Source organism: Kribbella sp. NPDC055071 (assembly GCF_053608045.1).
In genome coordinates this window covers 78,324-103,340 of record NZ_JBSGUS010000010.1, presented here as the reverse complement: position 1 = coordinate 103,340, position 25,017 = coordinate 78,324, and the positions used below count along the sequence as shown (strand labels likewise).

At 68.5% G+C, this 25,017-nt stretch carries 25 protein-coding genes; 17 read left to right on the top strand and 8 right to left on the bottom strand.

Translation table 11 applies throughout. From position 1 onward, the window contains the following. Positions 1-41: 41 nt before the first annotated feature. The 5 genes from ACWF4Z_RS18350 (at position 42) to ACWF4Z_RS18330 (ending at position 6,007) form a co-directional block, all read left to right on the top strand. Positions 42-341, top strand: coding sequence for a DUF2218 domain-containing protein (locus tag ACWF4Z_RS18350; RefSeq protein ID WP_452244257.1), 300 nt, complete (start codon positions 42-44; stop codon positions 339-341). 94 nt (positions 342-435) lie between these two features. After that, positions 436-1,782 carry a purine-cytosine permease family protein gene (locus ACWF4Z_RS18345; RefSeq protein WP_452244256.1) on the top strand — a complete coding sequence of 449 codons (1,347 nt, stop codon included), beginning with the start codon at positions 436-438 and terminating at the stop codon, positions 1,780-1,782. Between the two features lie 16 nt (positions 1,783-1,798). After that, the gene (locus ACWF4Z_RS18340; protein WP_452244255.1) at positions 1,799-3,355 is read left to right on the top strand and encodes a hydantoinase/oxoprolinase N-terminal domain-containing protein; all 1,557 of its coding nucleotides are present in this window, start codon (positions 1,799-1,801) and stop codon (positions 3,353-3,355) included. Then, positions 3,352-4,437, top strand: coding sequence for a DUF917 domain-containing protein (locus ACWF4Z_RS18335; protein ID WP_452244254.1), 1,086 nt, complete (start codon positions 3,352-3,354; stop codon positions 4,435-4,437). The genes ACWF4Z_RS18340 and ACWF4Z_RS18335 overlap by 4 nt, the downstream gene beginning before the upstream one ends. Before the next feature lie 31 nt (positions 4,438-4,468). Continuing rightward, complete coding sequence (locus ACWF4Z_RS18330) at positions 4,469-6,007, top strand: PucR family transcriptional regulator (RefSeq protein ID WP_452244253.1); 1,539 nt, start codon at positions 4,469-4,471, stop codon at positions 6,005-6,007. Between the two features lie 105 nt (positions 6,008-6,112). Here ACWF4Z_RS18330 and ACWF4Z_RS18325 read toward each other — a convergent pair whose 3' ends face one another. Genes ACWF4Z_RS18325 through ACWF4Z_RS18315 form a run of 3 tightly spaced genes read right to left on the bottom strand, consistent with a single transcriptional unit; the run spans position 6,113 to position 9,140 of the window. Next, the gene (locus tag ACWF4Z_RS18325) at positions 6,113-7,075 is read right to left on the bottom strand and encodes an aldo/keto reductase (protein WP_452244252.1); all 963 of its coding nucleotides are present in this window, start codon (positions 7,073-7,075) and stop codon (positions 6,113-6,115) included. Beyond that, positions 7,072-7,824 carry an SDR family NAD(P)-dependent oxidoreductase gene (locus ACWF4Z_RS18320; protein WP_452244251.1) on the bottom strand — a complete coding sequence of 251 codons (753 nt, stop codon included), beginning with the start codon at positions 7,822-7,824 and terminating at the stop codon, positions 7,072-7,074. The genes ACWF4Z_RS18325 and ACWF4Z_RS18320 overlap by 4 nt, the downstream gene beginning before the upstream one ends. After that, positions 7,821-9,140, bottom strand: a complete 1,320-nt coding sequence (locus ACWF4Z_RS18315) for an L-fuconate dehydratase (protein ID WP_452244250.1) — start codon at positions 9,138-9,140, stop codon at positions 7,821-7,823. Before ACWF4Z_RS18315 ends, ACWF4Z_RS18320 begins: the two co-directional genes overlap by 4 nt. Before the next feature lie 111 nt (positions 9,141-9,251). Between ACWF4Z_RS18315 and folP the strand changes: the two genes are divergently transcribed. From folP to ACWF4Z_RS18290, 5 genes are all read left to right on the top strand, one after another. Then, a complete protein-coding gene (gene folP, locus ACWF4Z_RS18310; RefSeq protein WP_452244249.1) occupies positions 9,252-10,133 on the top strand; it encodes a dihydropteroate synthase in 882 nt (293 codons plus the stop codon). Continuing rightward, entirely contained in the window at positions 10,130-10,867 is a 738-nt protein-coding gene (locus ACWF4Z_RS18305; protein WP_452244248.1) for a pyrimidine reductase family protein, read from the top strand. Before folP ends, ACWF4Z_RS18305 begins: the two co-directional genes overlap by 4 nt. Beyond that, positions 10,867-11,607, top strand: coding sequence for a class III extradiol dioxygenase subunit B-like domain-containing protein (locus ACWF4Z_RS18300; RefSeq protein WP_452244247.1), 741 nt, complete (start codon positions 10,867-10,869; stop codon positions 11,605-11,607). Before ACWF4Z_RS18305 ends, ACWF4Z_RS18300 begins: the two co-directional genes overlap by 1 nt. Further along, complete coding sequence (locus ACWF4Z_RS18295) at positions 11,604-12,200, top strand: TetR/AcrR family transcriptional regulator (protein WP_452244246.1); 597 nt, start codon at positions 11,604-11,606, stop codon at positions 12,198-12,200. The genes ACWF4Z_RS18300 and ACWF4Z_RS18295 overlap by 4 nt, the downstream gene beginning before the upstream one ends. Before the next feature lie 89 nt (positions 12,201-12,289). Beyond that, a complete protein-coding gene (locus ACWF4Z_RS18290; protein WP_452244245.1) occupies positions 12,290-13,189 on the top strand; it encodes an alpha/beta hydrolase in 900 nt (299 codons plus the stop codon). Here ACWF4Z_RS18290 and ACWF4Z_RS18285 read toward each other — a convergent pair. Next, on the bottom strand, positions 13,186-13,827 hold the full coding sequence (locus ACWF4Z_RS18285; protein WP_452244244.1) for a hypothetical protein: 642 nt from the start codon (positions 13,825-13,827) through the stop codon (positions 13,186-13,188). The genes ACWF4Z_RS18290 and ACWF4Z_RS18285 overlap by 4 nt on opposite strands. Positions 13,828-13,951: 124 nt before the next feature. On the opposite strand from ACWF4Z_RS18285, the gene ACWF4Z_RS18280 reads away from it, so the two are divergent. Then, the gene (locus ACWF4Z_RS18280; RefSeq protein ID WP_452244243.1) at positions 13,952-14,677 is read left to right on the top strand and encodes a hypothetical protein; all 726 of its coding nucleotides are present in this window, start codon (positions 13,952-13,954) and stop codon (positions 14,675-14,677) included. Positions 14,678-14,686: 9 nt separating this feature from the next. On the opposite strand, the gene ACWF4Z_RS18275 is transcribed toward ACWF4Z_RS18280, so the two are convergent. After that, on the bottom strand, positions 14,687-15,217 hold the full coding sequence (locus tag ACWF4Z_RS18275; RefSeq protein WP_452244242.1) for a hypothetical protein: 531 nt from the start codon (positions 15,215-15,217) through the stop codon (positions 14,687-14,689). A gap of 264 nt (positions 15,218-15,481) precedes the next feature. On the opposite strand from ACWF4Z_RS18275, the gene ACWF4Z_RS18270 reads away from it, so the two are divergent. Genes ACWF4Z_RS18270 through egtD form a run of 4 tightly spaced genes read left to right on the top strand, consistent with a single transcriptional unit; the run spans position 15,482 to position 19,777 of the window. Continuing rightward, the gene (locus tag ACWF4Z_RS18270; RefSeq protein WP_452244241.1) at positions 15,482-16,708 is read left to right on the top strand and encodes a glutamate-cysteine ligase family protein; all 1,227 of its coding nucleotides are present in this window, start codon (positions 15,482-15,484) and stop codon (positions 16,706-16,708) included. Continuing rightward, on the top strand, positions 16,705-18,042 hold the full coding sequence (egtB, locus tag ACWF4Z_RS18265; RefSeq protein ID WP_452244240.1) for an ergothioneine biosynthesis protein EgtB: 1,338 nt from the start codon (positions 16,705-16,707) through the stop codon (positions 18,040-18,042). Before ACWF4Z_RS18270 ends, egtB begins: the two co-directional genes overlap by 4 nt. After that, positions 18,042-18,815, top strand: coding sequence for an ergothioneine biosynthesis protein EgtC (egtC, locus tag ACWF4Z_RS18260; protein WP_452244239.1), 774 nt, complete (start codon positions 18,042-18,044; stop codon positions 18,813-18,815). Before egtB ends, egtC begins: the two co-directional genes overlap by 1 nt. Next, positions 18,812-19,777 (top strand): L-histidine N(alpha)-methyltransferase, encoded by a 966-nt coding sequence (egtD, locus tag ACWF4Z_RS18255; protein ID WP_452244238.1) that lies wholly within the window; start codon positions 18,812-18,814, stop codon positions 19,775-19,777. Before egtC ends, egtD begins: the two co-directional genes overlap by 4 nt. 162 nt (positions 19,778-19,939) lie before the next feature. On the opposite strand, the gene ACWF4Z_RS18250 is transcribed toward egtD, so the two are convergent. Genes ACWF4Z_RS18250 through ACWF4Z_RS18240 form a run of 3 tightly spaced genes read right to left on the bottom strand, consistent with a single transcriptional unit; the run spans position 19,940 to position 23,039 of the window. Beyond that, a complete protein-coding gene (locus tag ACWF4Z_RS18250) occupies positions 19,940-21,238 on the bottom strand; it encodes an ABC transporter substrate-binding protein (RefSeq protein ID WP_452244237.1) in 1,299 nt (432 codons plus the stop codon). A gap of 12 nt (positions 21,239-21,250) precedes the next feature. Next, positions 21,251-22,156 (bottom strand): carbohydrate ABC transporter permease, encoded by a 906-nt coding sequence (locus ACWF4Z_RS18245; protein ID WP_452244236.1) that lies wholly within the window; start codon positions 22,154-22,156, stop codon positions 21,251-21,253. After that, a complete protein-coding gene (locus ACWF4Z_RS18240; protein ID WP_452244235.1) occupies positions 22,137-23,039 on the bottom strand; it encodes a carbohydrate ABC transporter permease in 903 nt (300 codons plus the stop codon). Before ACWF4Z_RS18240 ends, ACWF4Z_RS18245 begins: the two co-directional genes overlap by 20 nt. A 141-nt stretch (positions 23,040-23,180) precedes the next feature. Between ACWF4Z_RS18240 and ACWF4Z_RS18235 the strand changes: the two genes are divergently transcribed. Further along, entirely contained in the window at positions 23,181-24,230 is a 1,050-nt protein-coding gene (locus ACWF4Z_RS18235) for a LacI family DNA-binding transcriptional regulator (protein WP_452244234.1), read from the top strand. A 28-nt stretch (positions 24,231-24,258) separates the two neighbouring features. Beyond that, positions 24,259-24,984, top strand: coding sequence for an alpha/beta fold hydrolase (locus ACWF4Z_RS18230; RefSeq protein ID WP_452244233.1), 726 nt, complete (start codon positions 24,259-24,261; stop codon positions 24,982-24,984). Positions 24,985-25,017 lie beyond the last annotated feature (33 nt).

The window sequence follows — 25,017 nt, the reverse complement described above, 5'->3', positions numbered from 1 at the left end:
CTGTTTGCGAGACACTCTGTCTTGAAAAAAGGAGCTGTGTGATGCCGACCGTCGAAGCGCACGTCCGAACCACCCGAGCGGCCCGTTACGTCTCTCAGCTAGCGCGTCACTTCACCCACCAACCCGGCGGAATGACCGTTCTGTCCAGCACCCCGGACGAGCTCCTGATCGATCTGGGCGGGGCGACCTGGACCCTGCGCGCAACCCAGGACTCCCTGGTGCTGCGCGTCCAGGCCGACGACCCCACCCACCTCAGTGCCATGAGCAGGAGAGTCGGCGACCGGATCGAACAGCTCGGGCACCGCGACGGCCTCCGCGTCAACTGGGTGGACCTGGGCTGAGTGCACAGTTCGGATGGGTTCGGTGTGCAACGTAGACGGTGAATCGAGCTTGCGACCGTCGTACGTTCGCTGAAACCCAGAACTGGAGGCCCTCATGGCCGGTTCAGCAGTTGGTACGGACGATTATGCGCTCGCCCGGGTCCCGGAGAGCGCGCGGTACTCGTGGTGGTCGGTCGCGACCCAGCGCTTCGGTCAGATGTCGGCGCTGAGCCAGTTCCTGCTCGGCGCGACGCTCGGGTTCGGGATGAGTTTCTGGACGGCGTTCTGGGCGCTCACGCTCGGCGCGGTGATCCTCGAGCTGGTCGCGATCCTGATCGGCGTCATCGGCGCGCGGGAAGGTTTGCAGACATCGGTGATCGCGCGGTGGACCGGGTTCGGTCAGGCGGGATCGTCGCTGATCGGGCTGGCGATCGGGATCAGCCTGATCGGCTGGTTCGGGATCCAGTCGGCGGTGTCCGCGGCCGGTCTGAGCCAGTTGATCGGCGTACTCCCGACGTGGGGCTGGTCGCTTGTCTTCGGTCTCGCGGTGACGTTGGTCGTGCTTCGCGGCTTCCACTCGATGGCCTGGGTCGCGTACGTGACGGTGCCGGCGTTCCTGGTCCTGGTCGGCTGGTCGATCATCAGTGAGCTCTCCGACCACAGCCTCGGCGGGTTGATCGACTCCGCGCCGCCAGGTCCCCAGCTGAGTCTGTTGCAGGGTACGACGCTCGTCGCCGGCGGATTCATCGTCGGTGCCGTGATCACCCCGGACATGACCCGCTTCAACCGGACAGTCGGGGACGTGGTCAAGCAGACCGTGCTCGGCATCACCCTGGGCGAGTACGTGATCGGCCTGGTCGGCGTACTGCTGGCGCACGCGGTCGGATCGGCCAACGTGATCACGATCGTCACCTCCTCGGTCGGCTGGGTCGGCACGCTGGTGATCATCCTGGGCACGATCAAGATCAACGACTGGAACCTCTACAGCTCCGGCCTCGGCGTGGTGAACTTCATCGGCACCGTCTTCGGCAGGCGCGTCAACCGGGCCGTCGTCACGCTCGTGGTCGGCCTGCTCGGCAGCGTGCTCGCGGCCGGCGGCATCCTGGACCGGTTCACCGACTTCCTGATCGTGCTCGGCGTCGCGTTCCCGCCGATCGCGGGGATCATGGTCGCCGAGTACTTCGTGATCAAGCGCTGGCGCCCCGACCTGGACCGCACCCGGGCCGAAGGCACCTTGCCACCGACCGCGCCGACCTGGGTCCCGGCCACGCTGGTGATCTGGGTCGGCGCCGCGCTGATCGGCAAGTACGTCACGATCGGCCTGCCGAGTATCAACTCGCTCGTGGTCGGATTCGCGGCGTACGTCGTGGCCGGCAAGCTCGGCCTGATCCGCGGCATCGGGACAAGCCGCACCATGGACAGTGCACCCAGCGGCATCGCCGCCGTACCGGCCACCAGCTGACTCGAGGGAGAACTGTATGCGTATCGGCATCGATGTCGGTGGTACGAACACCGACGCCGTGCTGCTCGACGGGACGACCGTGCTGGCGGCGAACAAGTCGGCCACCAGCGCGGATGTCACCGCGGGCATCGTCGACACCCTGGCCCGGCTGCAGGCCGAGCGATCCTTCGACCCGGCGCAGGTCCAGGCGGTGATGATCGGTACGACGCACTTCATCAACGCCCTGGTCGAAGCCAGCCGCCTGGCCCCGACGGCGGCGCTCCGGCTCGGACTGCCGGCCACCGCGTCGCTGCCGCCGCTGGTCGACTGGCCGGAGCGGCTCGTCGAGGCGATCAGCGGGCGCAGCTACCTGGCCCACGGCGGGCACGAGTTCGACGGGCGGCACATCGCCGAGCTGGACGAGGACGAGCTGCGCCGGCACGCCGCCGACATGATCGGGCACGGCATCCGGTCGGTCGCGATCTCGTCGGTCTTCTCGCCGGTGAGCAACGAGTTCGAGCTGCGGGCGGCCGAGATCCTGCGGTCCGAGTTCGGCGACGAGGTGGCGATCTCGCTGTCGCACGAGATCGGCCGGATCGGCCTGCTCGAACGGGAGAACGCGACCATCATCAACGCAGCCCTGCGCGAGCTGGCCGCGAGCATCGTCGACGGTCTGGCCGGCGCGGTCGCGGGCCACGGGATCACCGCCCCGCTCTACCTGAGCCAGAACGACGGCACCCTGATGGACGTCGACTTCGCCCGCCGCTACCCGGTCGCGACGTTCGCGTCCGGCCCGACCAACTCGATGCGAGGTGCAGCCTTGTTGTCCGGTCTCGATACCTGCGCGGTCGTCGATGTCGGCGGTACGACGACCGACGTCGGCGTCCTCACCAACGGCTTCCCGCGGGAAGCGACCACGGAGATCGACGTCGCCGGTGTCCGGACCAACTTCCGGATGCCCGACGTCCTCAGCATCGGCATCGGCGGCGGCAGTTTGGTGGCTGAGGGCAACGACGTGGTGACGGTCGGGCCGCGGTCGGTCGGCTACCGGCTGACCGAGGAGGCCTTGGTCTTCGGCGGTACGACGGTGACCGCGACCGATATCGCGGTTGCCGCCGGCTGGGCGTCGATCGGCGCGGCCGACGCGGTCGCCGACCTGGACCCCGTCCTGGTGAAGGCCGCGCTGGCGCGGGTCGCCGCCGATGTCGCGGACGCGGTCGAGCGGATGCGAACGTCACCCGACCCGCTCCCGGTGGTGGCGGTCGGCGGCGGATCGATCCTGTTGCCGGACGACTTGCCGGGCAGCCTCGCGGTGCATCGGCCCGATCATTTCGCGGTCGCGAACGCGATCGGTGCCGCAATCGCCCAGGTCGGCGGCGAGGTGGACCGCGTCTACGCGATCGATCCCGGTCGGCGCGACGCGGTGATCGACGAGGCCAGGCAGGAAGCGGTCGATCGGGCGGTCGCGGCGGGCGCCGATCCGGGGCAGGTGCGGATCGTCGACTTCGACGAAGTGCCTATTCCTTATCTGCCGGGCAATGCGACCAGGATTCGCTGCAAGGCTGTCGGCGACCTGCGGCTGGGGCAGTCATGACGGCCGGGGTGACGCTCACGGCCGCGGAGTTGCCGGCGATGGCGCGCGGTGCCGCCGTACTCGGGACCGGTGGCGGCGGGGATCCGCACATCGGGCGGCTGCTCGCGCAGCAGGCCGTCCGGGAGTACGGGCCGGTCGAGCTGGTTGCCGTCGACGACCTTCCGGACGACGCGTGTGTGCTGCCGGTGGCGATGATGGGCGCGCCGACGGTGATGGTGGAGAAGCTCCCGTCGTCAGATCAGATCGCGGTCGCGGCGCAAACCCTGGCCCGGTACGTCGGGAAGACGCCGACCCACGTCGCCTGCATCGAGGCGGGTGGCGTGAACTCGATGGTCCCGCTCATCGCTGCCGCCCAGCTCGGGTTGCCGCTGGTGGACGGCGACGGGATGGGTCGAGCCTTTCCGGAGTTGCAGATGGTGCTGCCGACGTTGGCCGGTATCCAGGCGACTCCGATGTCGATCGTCGACGAGAAGGGTAATCGCGGGGTCTTCGACACGATCGACAACCCGTGGGCCGAGCGGCTGGCCCGGTCCGCGACCGTCGACATGGGGTGCTCGGCGATCATCTCGCTGTACGCGATGACGGGCGCCGAGGCTCGTGAGTCGCTGGTGCGAGGGACTCTGAGCAAGTGTCTGGCGGTCGGTCGGGCGATCGAGGCTGCGCGGCAGGAGCATGCCGATCCGGTGACGGCCGTGGTCGACGCGCTCGGTGGGCGGTTGCTGCATGTCGGCAAGGTTGTCGACGTACAGCGCCGTACGACGACCGGCTTCGCCCGCGGCGACGCGACCATCGACGGGCTGGATGCATCGCTCGGCCGGGTGCTGGTGCTGCGGTTCCAGAACGAGCATCTGGTCGCGGAGGTGGACGGGACCGCGGTCGCGACCACGCCCGACCTGATCATCGTCCTCGACACCGAGTCCGGCGAGCCCATCACCACCGAGGCCCTCCGCTACGGCCACCGCGTCAGCGTCCTCACGGCCCCTGCCGACGAACGCTGGCACACCCCGGAAGGCATCCTTTTGGTCGGCCCCCGCTACTTCGGTTACGACCTCGACCCCATCCGCGCCCTGTCACCGCTCTGACCGAGGGGGTGGGCGGTGACATCATCGGCTCATGACGACCGGTGGTGCGCCGACTCTAGGGGCGCTGTTGAGCTCGCCGGGGTGGCGCGAGGTTGTCGTCCTGGGTGGCGGGCTGGAGCCCGGGCCGGTGTTGAGAGGCTCGCGGGTGTTGATGGAGGTCAGTGCGCATCCGCCGGCGATGGAGGGCAGGCTGCTCGTCGTCCTGCTCGCCGAGGATCACACCGACTGGCGGATCGATGCGTTGATCAGCAGGGCCTCGGCGGCCGGTGCGTCCGCCTTGCTGCTCACTGGTGTGGAGCCGTTGGGGCGTGGGGCGCAGTTGCTGGCTGAGCGCTTGGGTTTGCCGGTGCTGGGGAGTCCGGATCCGTTGGCTGCGCACGAGTATCTGAACCACGTGGTGGCCCAGGCTGACGTCGTACGGGCTGAGCTGGTGTTGCGGGCGGTGACTGCGTTGCGGCGTACGGACTCGGATCTGAGTTCGGTGCTGCGTACGGCGGGCGCCGTACTGGGTCGGCCGGTGACGTTGGCGGGGTCTGATGGTGGGACGTTGGCGGGTGAGCCGTTGGGGGCCGACGAACGCGCCGCGCTGGTCGGTGCGCTGCCTGCGGTGCCGATCGGCTGGGCGGCGCCGTACCGGGTGGATCTGCCCAGCGGTGGAGTGCTGCTGGCCGTTGCTGTGCTTGGGGTCGGGCCGGTGCGTTGGTTGGTGGCCCGGTTGGCTGGCGTGGTCCCGGCCGAGGTGGACGCCGTACCGGCTGTGCTGACAGTCGTGGCGCCTGCGGTGGGGGAGCGGTTGGCGTTGCGGCGGCTGGAGCTCGAGCGGGACGCGCGGCAGCGTACGTCGCTACTCGGCGAGCTGCTGCATGGCGAACCGTCGGAGGCGACCCGGCGGCGGGCGGTGGATCTCGGATGGCAGTTGGACGGCTGGCACACGGGGATCCGGATCGGCGCGGACGGGCAGGTCGATGTAGCTGGTCGGCAAGAGGATGTGGTCGAGGCCTTCGATGCCGAGGGTTTGCAGGCGGTCGTCGTCGAGCACGGGGATGGGTGGTCGGCGTGGATCACCGCGGCGAGCGAACCGACGGCACCGCAGGTCCAGCAGCAGGCGGCAGCAATCCGGCGGGTCCAGCGCCGGCTCGCGCAGACAGTCGATGCGTACGTCGGGGTCGGCCGGGTCGCCGTTGGTCCGAGCGGGATCGCGTCGTCGCTGGCGGAGGCTGGTGATGCGGCCGGTCTGGCTCGGGGGCGCGCCGAAACCGGGCGGTTCCTGCACGTCGATCGGTTGGGGCTCGCGCAGCTCCTGCTCGCGTGGACCCGCACCGACACCTTCCAGCCAGCCGCCCGTGCCCTGCTCGCACCCATCGAAGGCCAGCCCGGCGACCTCGTCACCACGCTGGCCGTCTACCTCGACACCGAGTCGTCCCTCGCCGAAACCGCGGCAGTCCTAGGCATCCACCGCAACACCGCCGCCGCCCGCATCACCAAAATCCAACACCTACTAGCCGTAGACCTCACCAACCCCGACGAACGCCTCGCCCTACACCTCGCCTCAAGAACAACCAAGAACTAACCGCGCCTTCGGCGCGGGATGGGAGGGGGCGCAGCATCTCGGTGGACGGTGGAGGCGCTGCGCCAACCTGCTGTGGGGTGTGAGGCGGCGCGCCTCTTCCCTCGCCTACGGAGTAGGTGCGTCTTGGCGGAGTAGGCCGGTGGATTTTAGGTCGGACCAGAGGGCTTGGGGGATCTTGGTGTGGGCGAGGGTGGCGTTGGTGTGGACTTCGGCGGGGGTGCGGCAGCCTACGGCTAGGCCGGCTACTGCGGGGTGGGCGAGTGGGAAGGCCAGGGCCGCCGCGGGGAGGGTGGTGTGGTGGGACTCGCAGACGTCGGCGAGCTGGTTTGCCTTGTCCAGTAGGGCTGCTGCGGCCGGCTCGTAGTTGAAGGTGGTGCCGGGGGCGGGTCGCGGTTGGGAGAGGAGGCCGGAGTTGAAGATGCCGACGGCAACTACCTGGACGTCGTTCTCGAGGCAGGCCGGGAGAACGTCGTCGAGGCCGTCCGGGTCGATCAGCGAGTAGCGGCCGGCCAGCATGATGACGTCCAGGTCGACCTCGCGGACGAAGCGGGTCAGCATCGCGGTCTGGTTCATGCCGGAGCCGATCGCGCCGATCACACCCTGGTCCCGCAGCTCGACCAGAGTCGGGAACGCCGTCGCGACCGCCTCCTCGAAATGATCGTCCGGGTCGTGCACGAAGACGACGTCGAGCCGGTCGGTACCGATCCGCCGCAGCGAGTCCTCGATGCTCCGCAGTACGCCGTCCCGCGAGAAGTCCCACCGCCGACGCCGCCGCGTGTTCACGGCAAACCCCTCGTCGTCAACAGCCGCGGTATCAGCGGTGTAGATGATGCGCCCGACCTTGCTCGACAGCACGAACTCGTCCCGCGGCTTACCCTGCAACCCGGCTCCGAGCCGCTCCTCGGCCAACCCGAGCCCGTAATGCGGCGCGGTGTCGAAGTACCGCCACCCCACGTCCCAGGCCGCATTCACGGTCGCCACGGCCTCGGCATCGGTCACCTCGCCGAGCAAACTCCCCAGCGGCGCACCACCGAGCCCGATCCGCTGGTCGTCCGGGAAGAGCTTCATGAGCGCGGAGCCGGCAGGCGCAGGTTCTGCATTCCACCGTCGACGGCAATCGCCGTACCGGTCGTTGAGGCGGACAACGGACTCGCCAGGTACGCGATCGCGTGGGCGACCTCATCGGCCGACACCAGGCGGCCCATGGGCTGGCGTGCTTCCAGGGCGGCGCGTTCCGCGGCCGGGTCGTCCGCGACGTCGAGCAACCGGCCGACCCAGGGGGTGTCCGCCGTACCGGGGTTGACGCAGTTGACGCGGATCCCCTCACGGACGTGATCGGCCGCCATTGCCATCGTCAACGCGAGTACGGCGCCTTTGCTTGCCGAGTACAACGCTCGGTTCGGGAGCCCGGCAGTGGCCGCGATCGAGCAGGTGTTGACGATCGCCGCAGCCGACGACTTCCGCAGGTACGGCAGCGCGGCCCGGGTCACGCGCGCGATCCCGACCACGTTGACATCGAGGACGCGGTGCCACTCTTCGTCGTCGTTCGCCGCGACCGTGCCCTGCGCGCCGATGCCGGCGTTGTTCACCACGATGTCGATCCCGCCCAGCTGCAGCGCGGCCGCCGACACGGCGTCGCGGACCGAGCTGTCGTCCGTGACATCCGCGGCGATCCCGGCCAGCGGTGCAGGGACGTCGGGCTTGAGGTCGAACACCACCACCTGCGCGCCGCGGGCGGCGAGCAGTGCGGCGGTGGCGAGCCCGATGCCCTGCGCGCCGCCGGTGACAACCGCGCGCAGACCGGCGAAATCGGTCACTTGCCACTCTCCTTCATGAGGTCTGTCCACATCTTGCCAGTCGGGTACCGGAAGTCGGTCAGCGTCTCGGCGTCCATCTCGGCGCCGAACCCGGGTCGCACCGGCGCGACGTACTGCCCGTCCCGGATCACGACCGGGTCGAGGAAGTGCTCGTGCAGGTGGTCGACGTACTCGATGACCCGGTTCTCGATCGAACCACTCACCGCGACATAGTCGAACATCGACAGGTGCTGCACCAGCTCGCACAGCCCGACTCCGCCCGCGTGCGGGCACACCGGTACGCCGAACTTCGCGGCCAGCAACAGGATCGCGATGTTCTCGTTCACCCCGGCGACCCGGGCCGAGTCGAGCTGCAGGACCGCCAGCGAACCGGCTTGCAGCATCTGCTTGAAGATCACCCGGTTCTGCACGTGCTCACCGGTCGCCACCTGGATCGGTGCGATCGCGCGGGCGATGGCCGCGTGCCCGAGGATGTCGTCCGGGCTCGTCGGTTCCTCGACCCACCAGACGTCGTACGGCTTCAGGGCCTCGATCCAGGTGATCGCGTCGGCCACGTCCCAGCGCTGGTTGGCGTCGATCGCGATCCGGATGTCCGGGCCGACCGCCGCGCGGGCCAGCCGCATCCGGCGGATGTCGTCGTCGAGATTGGCGCCGACCTTGAGCTTGATCTGGGTGAACCCCTCCGCCACCGCCTCGTGACACAGGCGCACGAGCTTGGCGTCGTCGTACCCGAGCCAGCCGGGCGTCGTCGTGTACGCCGGGTAACCACGCCCGCGCAGCGCCTCCTCCCGCTCGGCCCGTCCGGGCTTGGCGGCGCGGAGGATCTCGAGGGCCTCGTCCCGAGTGAGGGCGTCGGTCAGGTACCGGAAGTCGACGAGGTCGACGATCTGCTCGGGAGTGAGGTCGGACAGCAGCTTCCACAGCGGTACGCCGGCGCGCTTGGCGGCGAGGTCCCATACGGCGTTGACGACCGCGCCGATCGCCATGTGCATGACGCCCTTCTCCGGGCCGAGCCAGCGCAGCTGCGAGTCGTGGACGAGCGTCTTCCAGAACCCACCGAGGTCGTTGAGAGTCGCGTCCAGGTCGAGTCCGATGACGTGGTGGCGCAGTGCCTCGATCGCCGCGGTCTCGACCTCGTTGCCCCGGCCGATCGTGAACGCGAACCCGTGGCCCTCGAGCCCGTCACCCGCGTCGGTGCGCAGGATCAGGTACGCGGCGGAGTAGTCCGGGTCGGTGTTCATCGCGTCGGAGCCGTCCAGGTCCAGCGACGTGGGGAAGCGGACGTCGTACGTCTCTAACTCGGTGAATCGTGGCATCAGGACCCGATCTGCTGCGGTGGGCGGACGTTCGGTTCGGATCCTATAGGATATGGGGACCGCCGTCACTAGGAATGCGATTCCCGGGGATCGGCGTCGTACAGTCGGGGCGTGACTCAGGAGCCCACGGGGACGCTGACGCTCGGCGAGCGGTCGTTCGGGCCGGGCGAGTTCGCGGTGATGGCGATCGTGAACCGGACCCCGGACTCGTTCTTCGACGGCGGGACGACGTACGCGACCGAGGCGGCGCTGGCCGCGATCGACCAGGCCGTCGCCGACGGTGCGGATCTGGTCGACATCGGTGGCGTCAAGGCCGGGTACGGCGAACCCGTCGACGAGACCGAGGAGCTTCGTCGTACCGTCGACTTCGTCGCGTCCGTCCGGGCGCGGCACCCGGAGCTCCTGATCAGCGTCGATACGTTCCGCAGTGGCGTCGCCCGCCGGGTTGGTGAGGCCGGCGCAAACCTGATCAACGACACCTGGTCCGGTCACGATCCCGATCTCGCGGCAGCGGCGGCCGCGACCGGCGCCGGGTTGGTCTGCAGCCACGTCGGCGGCCTCAAGCCCAGGACCGACCCGCACCGGATGGCGTACGACGACGTCGTGGCCGACGTGATCCGCACGACCACCGCGCTCGCCGAGCGGGCCATCGCGGCCGGCGTCCGCCCGGACGGCATCGTGATCGACCCGACCCACGACTTCGGCAAGAACACGCTGCACTCGCTCGAGCTGACCCGCCGGATCGACGAACTCGCGGCCACCGGCTGGCCGGTCCTGATCGCGATGTCCAACAAGGACTTCCTCGGCGAGACGCTCGACCTGCCGTCGGCCCGCCGTGGCCCGGCCACCCTCGCCGCGGTGAGTGTCGCGGCGTGGCTCGGTGCCCGCGTGTTCCGGGTCCACGACGTGGCCGGAGTACGGCAAGCTCTGGACCTGATCGCCGTACTGCGGAAGTCGGCGACGCCTGCGTATACCCGAAGGAGCCTGGTGTGATCCGGAATGCTGCCAGCTGGACCGAGCTGACCGAGGACGAGCTGATCGCCGCCTACACGGTGGCGGACCGCTCGGTGCCGCGGCTGCGGGCCAACTTCGTCACCAGCCTCGACGGCGCGGTGACGCTGGAGGGTCTGTCCGGCGGCCTGTCCAGCAAGGACGACCAGAACATGCTCGGCCGGCTGCGGATGCTGTCCGACGTCGTGCTCGTCGGCGCCGGCACGCTCCGCGCGGAGGGGTACGGCGGACTCCGGCTCGGGGCCAAACGACGTACCTGGCGAGCCGAGCAAGGGCTCGCCGAGAACCCGACCCTGGCCGTGGTCTCGGCGCGACTCGAACTGGCCGCGGACAGTCCGGTGTTCACCGAGGCGCCGGCTCGGGCGATGGTGATCACGTGTGCGGCGGCGCCGGATCATCAACGGAAGGCGCTCGCGGAGGTCGCCGACGTATTGGTGTGTGGCGAGGACGAGGTTGATCTGACCGCGGCCGTCGAGGCCCTGGTCGAGCGTGGGCTGAAGCAGATTCTGTGTGAGGGTGGGCCGCATCTGCTCGGGTCGCTGACCTCGGCGGACCTCGTGGATGAGCTGTGCCTGACGGTGTCTCCGCTGCTTGCCGGGCCGGGGGCGCGCCGGATCACGGACGGTCTGGCTTCGACCGAGGCGCGTCCGTTGGCGCTGATCCATGTGCTCTCCACCGACGAAGGGTTCCTCTTCCTGCGGCACGGGCGCGGCTAGTGCCTGTTGTCGCTGCCGCGGTCTGTCCGCATCCGCCGATCATCGTTCCTTCGTTGGCGTTCGGTGCGGCGGCTGAGCTCGATCCTCTCCGGGCTGCCTGCCTGCGTGCGCTTGACCTGCTCACTGCGGCCGACCGGCTGGTGATTGTCGGCTCGGGACCGGTCGATGGGTCGTACGACGCGTCGGCCGGCGGGAGCTTCGGTCCGTACGGCGCTCCCGAGGTGCGCGTCGGCGAAGGCGAGCCGGTGCTGCCGTTATCGCTGCTGGTCGGGGCGTGGCTGGTGTCGCAGAGCAAGGTTGCCGAGCTTCGGCGTACGTCGATCGCCGTGGCCGCCGATGCGTCACCGGCGCGGTGTCTGGAGCTGGGGCGGGAGATTGCCGAGGGCAACGAACGGGTCGGGCTGCTGGTGATGGGCGACGGATCGGCGCGGCGTAGTGATCATGCACCGGTTCACCTGCATCCGCGGGCCGAGATCTTCGATGCGACGGTCGCGAAAGCCTTACAGGACGTGGATCTGGAGGTACTGGCCGCGCTTGATCCGGATCTGGCGACCACTCTCCAAGCCGCCGGTCGTGCGCCCTGGCAGGTCCTCGCCGGGGCGCTGGAGTCGACGGGGCTGACGGGCGAGTTGTTGTACGACGCCGCGCCGTACGGTGTCGGTTACTTCGTGGCGGGCTTCACCGAGGTTGTCGGCGCCGGCGCCGGCGCCGGCGAAGGTGACTGGATACTGTCCGGATGACGGAGGAACGCGCGGGGTATCGGCGGTCGGCGAAGTCACCGCGGGGTGAAGCGCGCCGGCGGGAGCTGCTCGACCGGGTCGCCGACGACCTCGGGGTCAACGGCCTCGTCGACTTCTCGCTGCGCCGCGCCGCCCGCGCTGCCGGTACGACGCACAAGGTGCTCCTGTATCACTTCGAAGGACCCGAAGACCTGCTCACCCAGGCCGTCCTCCAACTCCGCGAACGCCGCATCACCCGAGCCGTCGCCGCTGCCACCGCCGGCCCACCCGACCGCTCGTTGTCCGACCGAGTCGAGTCGATGTGGCCCGGCCTGATCGCCGAGGAGTCCTGGGTCCTGGACCAGGCAATCGGCCTGGCGATGTACGACGCCGCCCGCTACGCCGACCTGGCCCGCTCAGCCTCGGCCCAGTACCTCCCCGCCCTCCTCGCGATCTGCCCACCCGCCTGGCCCGACCAACGCAAACGCGAGGTAGCCCACCTGATCCTCGCCACCCTCCGAGGCTTCCTGATCGAATGGCGAACCAGCCACAACCCCCCCACCGAAGGCTTCACCGCCCTCCTCAGAGCCCTCAACCACGAACAATCCACCTAACCCCCCAAACGACACCGCTCCGCGGCACTCGCCTTCTCGCCCCGGTGTAGCCGTAGACAGTTTGCGAACCGAGTGGTTCACTTTGGAGTATGCGTGAGAAAAGGTGGTTCGGGAGTTGTGCTGCTTGGTACTACGCCGGTAGCAACGGTGGGTGTGTGGTGATGGGCGGCGGGTTCGGGGTGACCAAGGAGCCTGGGACAGATCGGTTCGCGGAGCGGTTTCACGCGGCGGGGTTCAGTGTGTTGGCGTTTGATCACCGGCACTTGGGGGAGAGCGGTGGTGAGCCGCGGCAGGTGGCGCGGATCAAGGATCAGTTGGACGACTGGCGGGCCGCGATCGACTTCGCGGCGACGTTGCCAGGGGTCGACCGCGTCGCGATCTGGTCGTTCTCGTTGTGCGGGGGATACATGGTTCAGCTCGCCGCGGAGCACCCCGGCGTCAGCGCGGCGATCGCCCAGTCCGCGAACGTCGACGGCCCGGTGGTCACTCGCAATGCGTCCCGCTACCAGACGCCGGCGGTCGCCGTACGCATGATCGGCCGAAGCGTCGCTGACACAGTCGGCGGCTGGTTCGGTCGTACGCCGAAGCTCGTCCCGCTGGCCGCACCACGCGGCTCGGTTGCGTTGCTCAACACCCCGGATGCCCTACTGGGCAACGAGGTTCTCAACCCCGGCAACAAGTATCCCGACTGGCAGCAGGCGATCGCCGCACGGTCGGTGCTGCCCGCGGTGTTCTACCGGCCCGCGAAGTACGCGCCGCAGGTCCGCTGCCCACTCCTGTACGTCGTGTGCGACGACGACAAGTCAGCTCTGGCGGCCCCGACCCTCAAGGCTGCCGCCCAGACCCCGAACGCCGAGGTGCTGCGGGTCCCCGGCAACCACTACTCCCCGTTCCTGGAATCCCACGAAACCGTGGTCAAGACCGAGCTCGACTTCCTCGAACGCCACCTGCTCAACCACCCGGCCCCGCCCCTCACCCAGTCCGCCTAAGCGGGCTCGATCGGGATCGCCGCCCAGCGAGCTGCGGTGGCGGCGAGGTCCGCGCGGCCCGCCGCTCGCAGCTGATCGACCAGCACCGAGCGAGCAGCCTGTACGGCGGCAACCGCAGCCTCGGATGTGGTGTGGGGACCGGACCAGTTGCAGACCGCATCACCGGCGTACCAGCCTCCGCCGGCAGACCGCCTGACGTGAGCCGCCGCGAGCCGCGCCGCAGGCAGCTCCATTCCTGAGTGATGGACGACGGCCTCGAGTGCGATCACCTCGGCGTCGAGGTCGAGAAGCGGCCGAAGCTCAACCGCATCGGACCGGACGAACTCGTAGCCCGCCGGCGCCGCCCGAGCGATCCACTCGAACGCCTCATCGGCCAACTCCGCGAGCTCACCAGCCAGCGGCTCGGTCAGCGTCTGCACCCCACACGGCCGGGGATCGGTCGGCCGGAGCTCGCCCTGGCACCGTCGTACCAGCATCTCCTCGCCCAGCGCCTGCCGCCGCCCGAGGATTCGCGACAACCCGACTACGTCGAAGTTGAGCTCATCCGGCGTACGCCGAACCCCCGGCTCGAACGGCTCGCCAGGCAACGTCGCCCGCGTGGTCCACGGACCGACATGCCACCGCGCCAGAGCCGCCATAGCCCGCACCCTAACTCGTCACTCTCCGCTGTGGACGCGCTCACCGTTTTGGTCCATGGTTGAGCATCACAACCGGTGGCTGGGGGGCCGCCGAGTACGAACCTGTCACGTGGGGGGAACCACAGTGGTCCAGAGCAAGACACCCGCGCCTGCCCAAAATCCAGGCGCCCAAAATCCAGGCGCACAGACGCCGTCCCAGCAGAAGCCCGGCCAGCAGAAGGCCGGCGAGAATCCGGATGCGAAGCGGCAGTACGCCTGGCATCGACACCCGGCGCTGATCGCGGCGATCCCCGCCGTCTTCACGCTTATCGGCGGCGCGCTCACGGTCGGCCTCGGGCAGGCCGACGTACTACCCAACGCCATCAACCCGGCACCACCGCCGACCACAGTCCTGGCCACCAGCACGGTCACCGCAACAACCACCGCCACCAGCACCGTGACCGTCACCGAAACACCGTCACCAACAGCACCGTCGCCAACAACCCCGACGACCGGCGAGACCACCGTCCCACCGGCGGTCCCGGGCGCCCTCGCGATCACGATCCGGATCGGGTCCAACGGAAAGATCGGACCGAACGAGTGGCGCGCCGGATCCGATCCCGGAGCCAACGCCGACGTGTTCGACGACACCGGACGCGCCCTGTTCCGCGGCTGCTACCCAACCTGGACGCTGAAGCGAGGAGCAACCGTCCTCCAGACCACCCGAGGCACGGCTTGTCAGGGCGGCGGCTTCACCATGTTCAGCTTCCGCGACGCCCTCAAGACGGCAGGCAAATACCACCTGACCGTCGCCGTGATCACCGACAGCGGCTCCAAAGCCACCACCACGACAGACTTCACCGTGACCTGACCGAGTGGCTCAAGCGGGGACGTCGGCGGACAGGAGGCGGATGCGGGCACGTAGCCGGCGAACGTTGTCCAGTTGAGAGGCGACCGCCAGCGTCCCGACGGCGGGAATGAGGGCGTGCCACCCGTAGCCGTCGATGGCGGTGAGGACAGTGCACACCGCGCCGAGGCTGACCGTGGTGATCCACAGAATGCGGACATACGGTCGCTGGAGAACTTTGAGTTGTTTGGTGGCGATCGCCAGTGCCGCGGTCCGCACCTGCGGATCCGCTGGCACTGGGCCGCGGACAGCGGCGCGGGTAGCCGCAGCCAGGGTGGCGGGTGGGACGCCGCCCGCCGCGGTGGCGATCAAACTGCGCTGCCGACGCCCCGCGAGCAGCAGCAGGCCACCGATCAGAACCCCGAACACCACACCCGTCACCAAAGCCTCGACCCACGAGGTCTCCAGGACGAACCGGTCGAGAAGAACCATCACCAGACCGGCCGGCAGCCCGACCACCACGGCTACTCGCCAGGCCGGTGCCTCGAACGGGAACGTGCGCATAGCCACAGGGTGACGTATCGAGGGGCGACTTGCCCATGAGCCCAGACCCGTAGGCCGGCGGCTTGGGCAAGAGGTCGGTTGTCCTACCTGCTCACGATTTCGCTGAGAGCGGAACCGGCACCTCCGTACGACGGATCCCGCGGCAAAAACTGTCGGTGGCAGCGGAAACCATGGTCGGCATGACTGATCAACTGCCTCACCTGTCATCGACGGGTAATCAAACGTCGGTTGTCCGGCCCCGGGTCGCGAGTTAGGTTCGCTGACGTGACCTCGCCCGGTGGTTCTCCGGCGACGACTCCGATCGGCTCCCGGGCCGAGGCGGAGGGGTACGTCGCGATGGTCTGTTTCAAGCACGGTCCTCCGCGTCTGCACGGCGTCGAGATCGAATGGACCGTGCATCATGCGGATGATCCGTACCGGCCCCTCGACGCCGGCCGACTGAGCAAAGCCCTGGGCGTGCATGCGCCCCCGACCCTGGTCAGAGGCAGTCCGCAACTGCCGCTCGGCCGGGGCGCTCTGGTTACCGTGGAGCCTGGTGGCCAGGTAGAGATTTCCGGCCCGGCGATGGAGTCGATCCCGCAGCTGATCGATGACACCACCGCCGACGCGGCCGAATTGACGGCTCTCCTCCTCGAAGCGGACCTGGTTCCGGGCGCCTACGGCCTGGACGCGTACCGCACTCCGCGCCGCATCCTCACTGTTCCGCGCTATGCCGCGATGGAGGCCGCGTTCCAGCGCCTCGGCCCGCACGGGCCACGGATGATGTGCAGCAGCGCCGGCCTGCAGGTCTGCCTCGACGCCGGCGAAGAAGCCCAGACCGCTCAGCGCTGGCGAGCGCTGCACGATCTCGGGCCCGCGCTGATCGCCCTGTTCGCGAACTCTCGCCGCAGAGCCGGCGCGGACACCGGCTGGGCCTCGGCCCGGACCGAGGCGACCTTCGGCACGTGCGCACCCTTCACCGAACCACCTCCACTCGACGGCGACCCGGCGGCCGCGTGGGCGCGGACGGCGATGGAGGCGCCGGTGGTGTGCCTTCGCCGCGGCGAGAGTTGGGACGCTCCGGACGGACTGACCTTCGGCGCCTGGGCGGACGGACAGCTGCCCGGCGACAGACCGACGTACGACGATCTCGAGTATCACCTGTCCACGTTGTTCCCGCCGGTCCGGCCGCGCGGGTATCTCGAAGTGCGTTACCTCGACGCGCAGCGGGGCGACGGGTGGATCGCCCCGACCCTGCTGCTCACCGCGCTCCTGTCCGATCCCGCCCTGATCGACCGCGTGCTGGCCGCGGCCGAGCCCGCCGCCGGCCGGTGGTTCCCGGCGGCGCGAGCGGGACTCGAGGACAAGTTGGTCCTTCAGGCCGCCCGCGACGTAGTGGAGCTGGGCACCGAAGTACTGGACCGGACCGGCGTGGACCCCGAGCTGATCGGAGCGGTCGAGACCCGGCTGCACCGCATCGTCGAAGACCTCCAAGGAAGGCAAGCCTCATGAATCACCAACTCTCGGAACTGTCTGCCGAAGGGTTGCGCGCGTTCGTTGCCGAGCAGCTCGAGCGGTCGCGGGCGCGGACGGTGCAACTCACCGACGCGGTCGACACCGACGACCTGGTCAAGCAGCACTCCAAGCTGATGTCGCCGCTGGTCTGGGACTACGCCCACGTCGGCAACCAGGAGGAGCTCTGGCTGGTCCGCGACGTCGGCGGTCGTGACCCCGTGCGCCAGGACATCGACGAGCTGTACGACGCCTTCATGCATCCGCGCGCGGATCGGCCGGCGCTCCCCCTGCTCAGCCCGGCCGAGACGCAGGCCTACGTCACCGCGGTCCGCGACAAGGTGATGGATGTCCTGGACCACGTGAAGTTCGACGGTGGGCGCGAGTTGGTGGACAACGCGTTCGCGTTCGGGATGATCACGCAGCACGAGCAGCAGCACGACGAGACGATGCTCGCGACGCACCAGCTCCGCGCCGGTGCGCCGGTGCTCGACGCCCCACCACCTCCGGCCGGCCGGACGATCGCGCGGAAGGAGATCTTCGTACCGGGTGGTGTCTTCGAGCTGGGTACGTCGATCGAGCCCTGGGCGCTGGACAACGAGCGTCCCGCGCATGCCGTCCGGGTCGCGCCGTACGTGATCGACACCGTGCCGGTGAGGAACGGCGACTACCTCGCCTTCGTTCTTGCCGGTGGGTACGACGACGCCCAGTGGTGGTCCGAGACCGGCTGGGCCCATGTCCAGAAGGCGAATCTGGTCGGGCCGCGGTTCTGGGAGCTCGCCGACGGTGAGTGGTGGCGGCTGCGGTTCGGGCATCGCGAGCGCCTGCCCTTGGCCGAGCCGGTGATGCACGTCTGCTTCTACGAGGCCGAGGCGTACGCGAAGTGGGCCGGGAAGCGGCTGCCGACCGAGGAAGAGTGGGAGTTCGCCGCGCGGTTCGACCCGGAGAGCGGGCGGACGCGGCGGTTCCCGTGGGGTGACGAGTCGCCGAGCCCGCAGCACGCGAACCTCGGCCAGCGGCACCTCCGCCCGGCCCCGGTCGGCGCCTATCCGGCCGGCGCTTCACCGCTCGGAGTCGAGCAGCTGATCGGCGACATCTGGGAGTGGACGTCGAGCGACTTCCGGCCGTATCCCGGGTTCCGTGCCTGGCCGTACGACGAGTACTCGCTGGTCTTCTTCGGTCCGGACTACAAGATCCTCCGCGGTGGTTCGTTCGGCACCGACGAGGTCGTTGCCCGAAGCACCTTCCGGAACTGGGACTACCCGATCCGCCGGCAGATCTTCGCCGGCTTCCGGTGCGCCCGCGATCCCCGCCCTGAGGAGCTGCACGCCTGATGTGCCGCCATCTGGCCTACCTGGGCCCGCCGGTGACACTGAGCTCCCTGGTGCTGGAGCCGTCGCACTCGCTGTACGAACAAAGCTGGTCGCCGAGCGATATGCGCGGCGGCGGCTCGGTCAACGCCGACGGCTTCGGCCTCGGCTGGTGGCCCGACGGCGATGCGGCGATCTCCGGCGGTCCGGTCCGGTACCGGCGGGATGTGCCGATCTGGACCGACGAGAACCTCCCCGGCCTGGCCGGCTCGATCCGCTCCGGCGCAGTCCTTGCGGCCGTCCGGAACGGGACAGTCGGCATGCCGCACGGGCAGGCGACGGTCGCGCCCTTCATGGCCGGAAGTCGGCATGGCAACTGGTTGTTCAGCCACAACGGCGTCATCCGCGACTGGCCGGATTCGACGCTGAAGCTGGCCGAGAGGCTTCCGGTCGCCGACCTGGTCCGACTCGACGCACCGACCGACTCGGCACTCCTGTGGGCACTGATCGCCAACCGCCTGTACGACGGGGTCCCGCCGGCCGATGCCGTGGCTTCCGTCGTACCGGAGGTGGAGGCGGTCGCCCCCGGCTCACGACTGAACGTTCTCCTCACCGACGGCGAGCAGCTCGTCGCCACCACCTGGACACACTCGCTCCGGGTGCGCCGTACGGCCGACTCCACCACCGTCGCCTCCGAGCCCTTCGGATCAGGCGAGTGGGTCGACGTACCGGATCGATCGCTTCTCGTGGCTACCGCCACCACGCTGCACATCACTCCGATGGAAGGACGACAGTGACCCTGATCGACGTACATCTGACGCCGGACTACGCCGCGCGGGCGTTGCGGGACGACGTTCGGGCGGGGTTGACCGCGAACCCGAAGTGGTTGCCGCCGAAGTGGTTCTACGACGCTCGGGGGAGCGAGTTGTTCGAGGAGATCACGCGGCTGCCCGAGTACTACCCGACGCGGGCCGAGCGCGAGATCCTGCAGGCCCGGGCCGGTGAGATCGCGGCCATCACCAAGGCGCACACGTTGGTCGAGCTCGGTTCCGGGTCGTCGGAGAAGACGCGGTTGCTGCTGGACGGATTGCGGGACGGCGGCACGCTCACGACGTTCGTGCCGCTGGACGTGTCGGAGTCCGCGCTCAGGGAAGCGTCGGACGCGATCAACGCCGACTACCCGTCGCTCGAGGTCCATGGCGTGGTCGGCGACTTCACCGCGCATCTCGACAAGTTGCCGGGCGATCCGCCGCGGATCGTCGCCTTCCTCGGCGGCACGATCGGCAACCTGCTCCCGGACGAGCGCGACGCCTTCTACACCTCGATCCACGACGTGCTCGAGGCCGGCGAGTGGCTGCTGCTCGGGACCGATCTGGTCAAGGATCCCGCGACCCTGGTGGCGGCGTACGACGACTCCGCCGGCGTCACCGCCGAGTTCAACCGCAACGTCCTGCGCGTGATCAACCGTCAGCTCGGTGCGGACTTCGACGTCGAGGCCTTCAGTCACCACGCGATCTGGGACGACGAGAACGCGTGGATCGAGATGCGCCTGCGGGCGGACCGGGCGATGCGGGTGCTGGTCCCCGAGGTTCATCTCGAGATCGACTTCGCCGAGGGCGAGGAACTGCACACGGAGATCTCCGCCAAGTTCACCCGTCCCCGCGTCGAGGCAGAGTTGGACAAAGCGGGCTTCGCACCGGCCGCCTGGTGGACCGACTCCGAAGCCCGCTTCGCCCTCTCCCTCTGGCAAGCAGTCTGACCGCAGCTGCCCCATTCCCACTCACCCCATTTCCCTGGCAACCCACCCAATGTGGCTGGTCAACCCAGCAAATCGGGGGTTCCACACCCGTGTTGTGGGTGTGGAACCCCCGAACTCATGGGTCTGCCAGGCAAATTGCTGGGTCTGCCAGGCAAATGGGGATTAGCTGGCTGTTTTGATGAGGTTGTTGATCTTGTCGATGTAGGCCGGTAGGTCGGAGATCGGCTTCTTCCCGCTCAAGATGGGCTGGTAGTTCGCCGTGGTCAGGTCTCCGACCTGCTGGGCCCACTGCGTCGTGAACCGCACGCCGACGGTCTTCTCAGCAGTCAGGTCCGCCTTCACCGTGTCGACGACCGTCGTCTGCTGCGCCTTCGTCAACGCGTCGAAGTAGCTCGCCTGCGCCGGGGTGTACGCCGGCGGCGCAACCGGAGATGCGGGCAGTACGGCGTCCCACACCTTGGTGTTGATGTACTCGAGCACCTTGAACGTCGCATCCTGGTTCTTCGTGTACTGCGGCGTGCAGATCCCCACCGAGTCGTACAGCGTCGCCGGCGTGTCCACCTGCGGGAACGGCGCGAACCCGTACTTCACCTTCGGCTTGTCCGTCTGGAACCCGGCAGCGAGCCACTGACCGCCGAACATCATCGGCACCTTGCCCGCCGAGAACAACGACTGCACGTTCGACGCGTCGTACCCAGGCGGGGCGACCGAGCCGTTCTTGATCGCGTCGACCAGCTTCTGCACACCCTCGGTGTACTTGGCGTCGGCCTCGGCCTTGGTCGGGTGGTTCACGTTGTCGGTGAACGGCGCTCCACCCGCCGACACCGAGTACATGCTCATCGTGAACGGGCCGTCGCCGGAGGTGAGTTGGTCGGCGACCAGGCCGTACTTGGCGCCGTTCTTGTTCGCGAGCTTGGCGGCCGCGGCGTACATCTCGTCCCAGGTCCAGCCGGACTTCGGGATCGCGATGCCGGCGGCGGTGAACGCGTCGGCGTTGTACCAGACGCCGTACGTGTTCATCAGCGACGGCAGGCCGCCCATCAGGCCGTCCGAGGTCTTCCAGTTCTCGATCGCGGACGGGACGAACTGGTCGGCCTTGAAGTCGCCGTCGCCGTCCTTGATCTTGCTCGCCCAGTCGACCAGCAGACCCTGGGAGGTGTATTGCTGCTCGGTGTCGTTGCCGCACCAGAACAGGTCCGGCAGTTTCTTCGCCTGGGTCAGCGAAGCGAGCTTGTCACCGAAGTTGCCGGCCGGGGTGTCGAGCAGCTGGACGGTGATGTTCGGTTCCTTGAAGTCGGCCAGTGCCTTCTTGATCGCGGCGTTGGTCTCGGCCGACTCCCACGTCATCACGGTCACGGTGGTGGGGCCGTCGCTCGACCCACCGGAATCCGATCCGCTGCAGCCCGTTGCCGCCAGCAACGAGGCGCAGGCCAACGAAGTAACGAAGAGTGCGCGTTTCACAGGAGATCTCCTCTATTTCTGGGTCGTGCTGCCGAGCGAGCCGAGGCCCTGGATGAAGTAGCGCTGCGCGGCGAAGAAGACGATCAGTGGCGGCAGCATGTAGAGCAGGTTGGTGGCCATGTAGTAGCTCCAGTCCGGTGTCTTCCCGGCGAACGGCGAGACGAACGACGCCATCCCGACCGACAGCGGCCACTTGTTCGACGAGTACAGGTAGACCAACGGGTTGAGGAAGTCGTTCCAGGACGCCTGGAAGGCCAGGATCGCCATCGTGATCCAGGCCGGCCGGGTCAGCGGCAGCATCACCTGGGTGAAGATCCGGAAGTGCCCGGCGCCGTCGATCTTGGCGGCCTCGTCGATCGAGTACGGGATGGCGAGGAAGTACTGCCTGGCCAGGAAGATGAACAGCGGATTCCCGCCCAGGAACGCCGGCACGATCAGCGGCAGCCAGGTGTCGTACCAGCCGATGCTCTTGTAGAGCTGGAACAGCGGGATCAACCCGACCACACCCGGCAGCAACATGCTCCCGACGAACAGGTAGAACCACACCTTCCGCCCGGGGAACCGCAACCGGGCCAGTGCGTAGCCGGCCATCATCGCGGTCATCACCCCGCCGAGCACGCTGAGCGCGGTGATGATCGTCGAGTTCAGCAGCAGGCGGGGGAAGTGGATCGCCTGCGGCCCGTGGATGAAGTTGCTCCAGGTGAACTCGTGCGGCAGCAGCTTCGGTGGGATGTCGAAGACGGCCGTGCGGCTCTTCAGGCCGATCGTGATCATCCACAGCAGCGGGACGACCATGACCGCGCTGATGAACAGGGCGACGACGTACCAGGACGTCGTACCGACCAGGCGCGGCTTCTTCTTCGGGGGAGGTGTTGGCTCGGCCGCCAGGGCGGAGGTTTCAGTCTGAAGTGCTGTCACTGTATGTCCAGAGCGAGGTGAACTTCGCGGTCAGGGCGATCACGGCGATGATGATCACGAACAGCACCCACACCTGCGCCGACGCGTAGCCGAGCTGCGGGATCTGGCCCAGGTTCGGGAAGCCGTTCTTGTAGATCGAGAGCATCAGCACGTTGGTGCTAAAGCCCGGTCCGCCGTTGGTGAGGATCTTCGGCTGGTTGAACGTCTGCAGGGCGGCCGTGGTCTGCAGGATCACCTGGAGCAGCATGATCGGGCTGATCATCGGCATCGTGATCCGGAAGAAGACCGCCCACGGGCCGGCGCCGTCGACCCGGGCCGCCTCGTACAGCTCGGTCGGCACGGCCTGCAACGCGGCCAGGAAGATGATCATCGTGCCGCCGACGCCCCACAGCATCACCAGGACCACGGACGGCATCGACAGGTTCGGGCTCTGCAACCACAGGCTGGTCGGCAGCCCGAGCCGATCGAGGATCGTGTTCAGCAGGCCGACCTGTGGATCGAGGATGAACTTCCACAACGTGATCGTGGCGATCGCCGGCAGCACGACGGGCAGGTACGCGAGCGTCCGGACGATCCGGACCCCGGCGAACCGCTGGTTGCAGAACATCGCCAGCGCCAGCCCGAGGATCAGCGACAACGGCACGTACAGAACCACCAGGTACGCCGTCGCCCGCAGCGACGGCCAGAACGCCGGGTCGACCGTGAACAACCGGCGAAAGTTGCCCAGGCCAATGAATATGGGGTCGGTCAGACCGTTGTACTTGGTCAGCGCGAGATAGAACGAGCGGATCAGCGGATACACGATGAAGACGGTGAACCCGATGATCGCCGGAGCGATGAACAGGTACGCCGCCTTGACGTCGGAGCCGGCGTTGCGGCTCATCCCGGCACGCCCACTCCTGCGCGGGCGTGCGGTGGTGCTGGTTCCGCTAGGAGAACGATTCACTCTGCCTCCTGGACGGTAACGTTTCCAAGGCTTTACTGTTGGGTGACGATGCCGTGTCGGGAAAAGGAAGTCAAGCACGTGTCCGAAACGTTTCCACCCAGAGTTGAGACCGCCCGTCCGACGATGATCGACGTCGCCCGCCGGGCGGGGGTCGGGCTGGGCACGGTGTCGCGGGTGGTCAACGGCGGGCACGGTGTCCGAGACGAGACCGCCCTGCGGGTCCGGACTGCGATCGACGAGCTCGGCTTCCAGCGCAACGAGGTCGCGCGGGCGCTGCGGCCGGGGAAGAAGTCGTCGAGTCTGGCGCTCGTGATCGGCGACCTGACCAACCCGTTCTACGCGACCATCGCGAAGGCATCGCTCGAGGTGGCCGGGCAGTCCGGGTTCGCCGTGGTGCTGGGCAGCGTCGACGAGGACCCGGAGGGCGAGAAGCGTGCCATCCAGGAGCTGGTCAGCCGCCAGGTCGCGGGGTTGATGATCGTGCCCGACCAGGGGGACCACTCGTTCCTCGCGGGTGCCGGCGTACCGGTGGTGTTCCTGGACCGGCCGGCGACCGGGATCGACGCCGACATCGTGATGGTCGACAACGAGGGCGGTGGCCGGCTCGCCACCGAACACCTGCTGGCACAGGGCCATGAGCGGATCGCGATCCTGCTCGCACCGTCGTACTACACGACCGGGCGGCGACTGCGTGGGTACCGTCGGGCCTACCGGACGGCCGGGGTCGAGGTCGACGAGTCGCTCGTCATCCAGCTGCCCGAGGGCAACGCCGAGGCCGCGGAGAAGGCGACGCGCGAGGTGATGCTGCGACCCGATCCGCCGACCGCGATCTTCGCCTCGACGAACTTCCTCACCGAAGGTGTGCTGCGGGCACTGGGTGAGCTCGGCCGGGAGCCCGCGGTCGTGGGGTTCGACGACTTCCGGCTGGCCGACATGCTGCCGACGCCGGTCACGGTCGTTGCCTCCGACATCGCCGAGCTCGGCCGCAGCGCGGCGCGGCTGCTGCTCGATCGGGCTTCGGGTGCGGACACGAGTCCGCCGCAGCGGATCATCCTGCCGTGTGCGCTGATCGAGCGCGGTTCGGGGGAACGTCCACCCGGTTCTGCTGTGCAGAAAAAGCGCCGCTGAGGCTCCTCGCCGGACGTAGATTGGCGCCGTGCATTACGAATCCTTCGGGACCGGGCGCCCGATCTTCTTCCTGCCCGGATGGGGTGGCGACAACGGCGAAGGCCGGGACACGCACGAGCCGGTGTTCGCGGATCGCGCCGGCTGGCGGCGGATCTACGTCGATCCGCCGGGTACGGGCGAGACCCCTGCGGATCCGTCGATCGTCGACCAGGACGGCATGCTCGCTGCCATCCTCGAGTTGATCGACGAGCTGGCGGCGGGTGCGCCGTTCGCGCTGGCCGGTACGTCGGCCGGCGCGTTGCACGCTCGTGGAGCGGTCAAGCGCGACCCCTCGCGGATCCTCGGGTTGCTCCTTCGTGTCCCTGGAGTCATTGCCGATCGGCAACGGCGGACGCTACCGAGCGACGAGTATCTGGATCAGACACCCGAGTTCACGGATGCGGTTGCGGCGAAGAGCCGCAGGTACTACGACGCCGTCGACGAGATCGCGGACATCCCTTTCCTGGATGGGATCCAGGCCGATCCGCGGACGTACGCATTGCGCGCGGACCCCGCCGTACGGCTGGAGGTGCCCACGCTGATCGTGACCGGTCGCCAGGACACCATCACCGGATACGCGGACGCGTGGTCGATCCTCGACGACTACCCGCGCGCGACGTACGCCGTACTCGATCAGGAAGAGCACGGCCTGCCGGTCCGTCGGCTCGCGCTCTATCGCGCGCTGGTATCCGACTGGCTGGACCGGATCGGATAACACCTTCCAGTCACGCAGAGGTCGGTAGAACCC

Excerpts from the sequence above, each read along its gene's own strand:
- ACWF4Z_RS18350 (WP_452244257.1), top strand. The coding sequence starts at position 42 with ATGCCGACCGTCGAAGCGCACGTCCGAACCACCCGAGCGGCCCGTTAC.
- ACWF4Z_RS18345 (WP_452244256.1), top strand. The coding sequence starts at position 436 with ATGGCCGGTTCAGCAGTTGGTACGGACGATTATGCGCTCGCCCGGGTC.
- ACWF4Z_RS18340 (WP_452244255.1), top strand. The coding sequence starts at position 1,799 with ATGCGTATCGGCATCGATGTCGGTGGTACGAACACCGACGCCGTGCTG.
- ACWF4Z_RS18335 (WP_452244254.1), top strand. The coding sequence starts at position 3,352 with ATGACGGCCGGGGTGACGCTCACGGCCGCGGAGTTGCCGGCGATGGCG.
- ACWF4Z_RS18330 (WP_452244253.1), top strand. The coding sequence starts at position 4,469 with ATGACGACCGGTGGTGCGCCGACTCTAGGGGCGCTGTTGAGCTCGCCG.
- ACWF4Z_RS18325 (WP_452244252.1), bottom strand. The coding sequence starts at position 7,075 with ATGAAGCTCTTCCCGGACGACCAGCGGATCGGGCTCGGTGGTGCGCCG.
- ACWF4Z_RS18315 (WP_452244250.1), bottom strand. The coding sequence starts at position 9,140 with ATGCCACGATTCACCGAGTTAGAGACGTACGACGTCCGCTTCCCCACG.
- ACWF4Z_RS18295 (WP_452244246.1), top strand. The coding sequence starts at position 11,604 with ATGACGGAGGAACGCGCGGGGTATCGGCGGTCGGCGAAGTCACCGCGG.
- ACWF4Z_RS18290 (WP_452244245.1), top strand. The coding sequence starts at position 12,290 with ATGCGTGAGAAAAGGTGGTTCGGGAGTTGTGCTGCTTGGTACTACGCC.
- ACWF4Z_RS18285 (WP_452244244.1), bottom strand. The coding sequence starts at position 13,827 with ATGGCGGCTCTGGCGCGGTGGCATGTCGGTCCGTGGACCACGCGGGCG.
- ACWF4Z_RS18275 (WP_452244242.1), bottom strand. The coding sequence starts at position 15,217 with ATGCGCACGTTCCCGTTCGAGGCACCGGCCTGGCGAGTAGCCGTGGTG.
- egtB (WP_452244240.1), top strand. The coding sequence starts at position 16,705 with ATGAATCACCAACTCTCGGAACTGTCTGCCGAAGGGTTGCGCGCGTTC.
- egtC (WP_452244239.1), top strand. The coding sequence starts at position 18,042 with ATGTGCCGCCATCTGGCCTACCTGGGCCCGCCGGTGACACTGAGCTCC.
- ACWF4Z_RS18240 (WP_452244235.1), bottom strand. The coding sequence starts at position 23,039 with ATGAGCCGCAACGCCGGCTCCGACGTCAAGGCGGCGTACCTGTTCATC.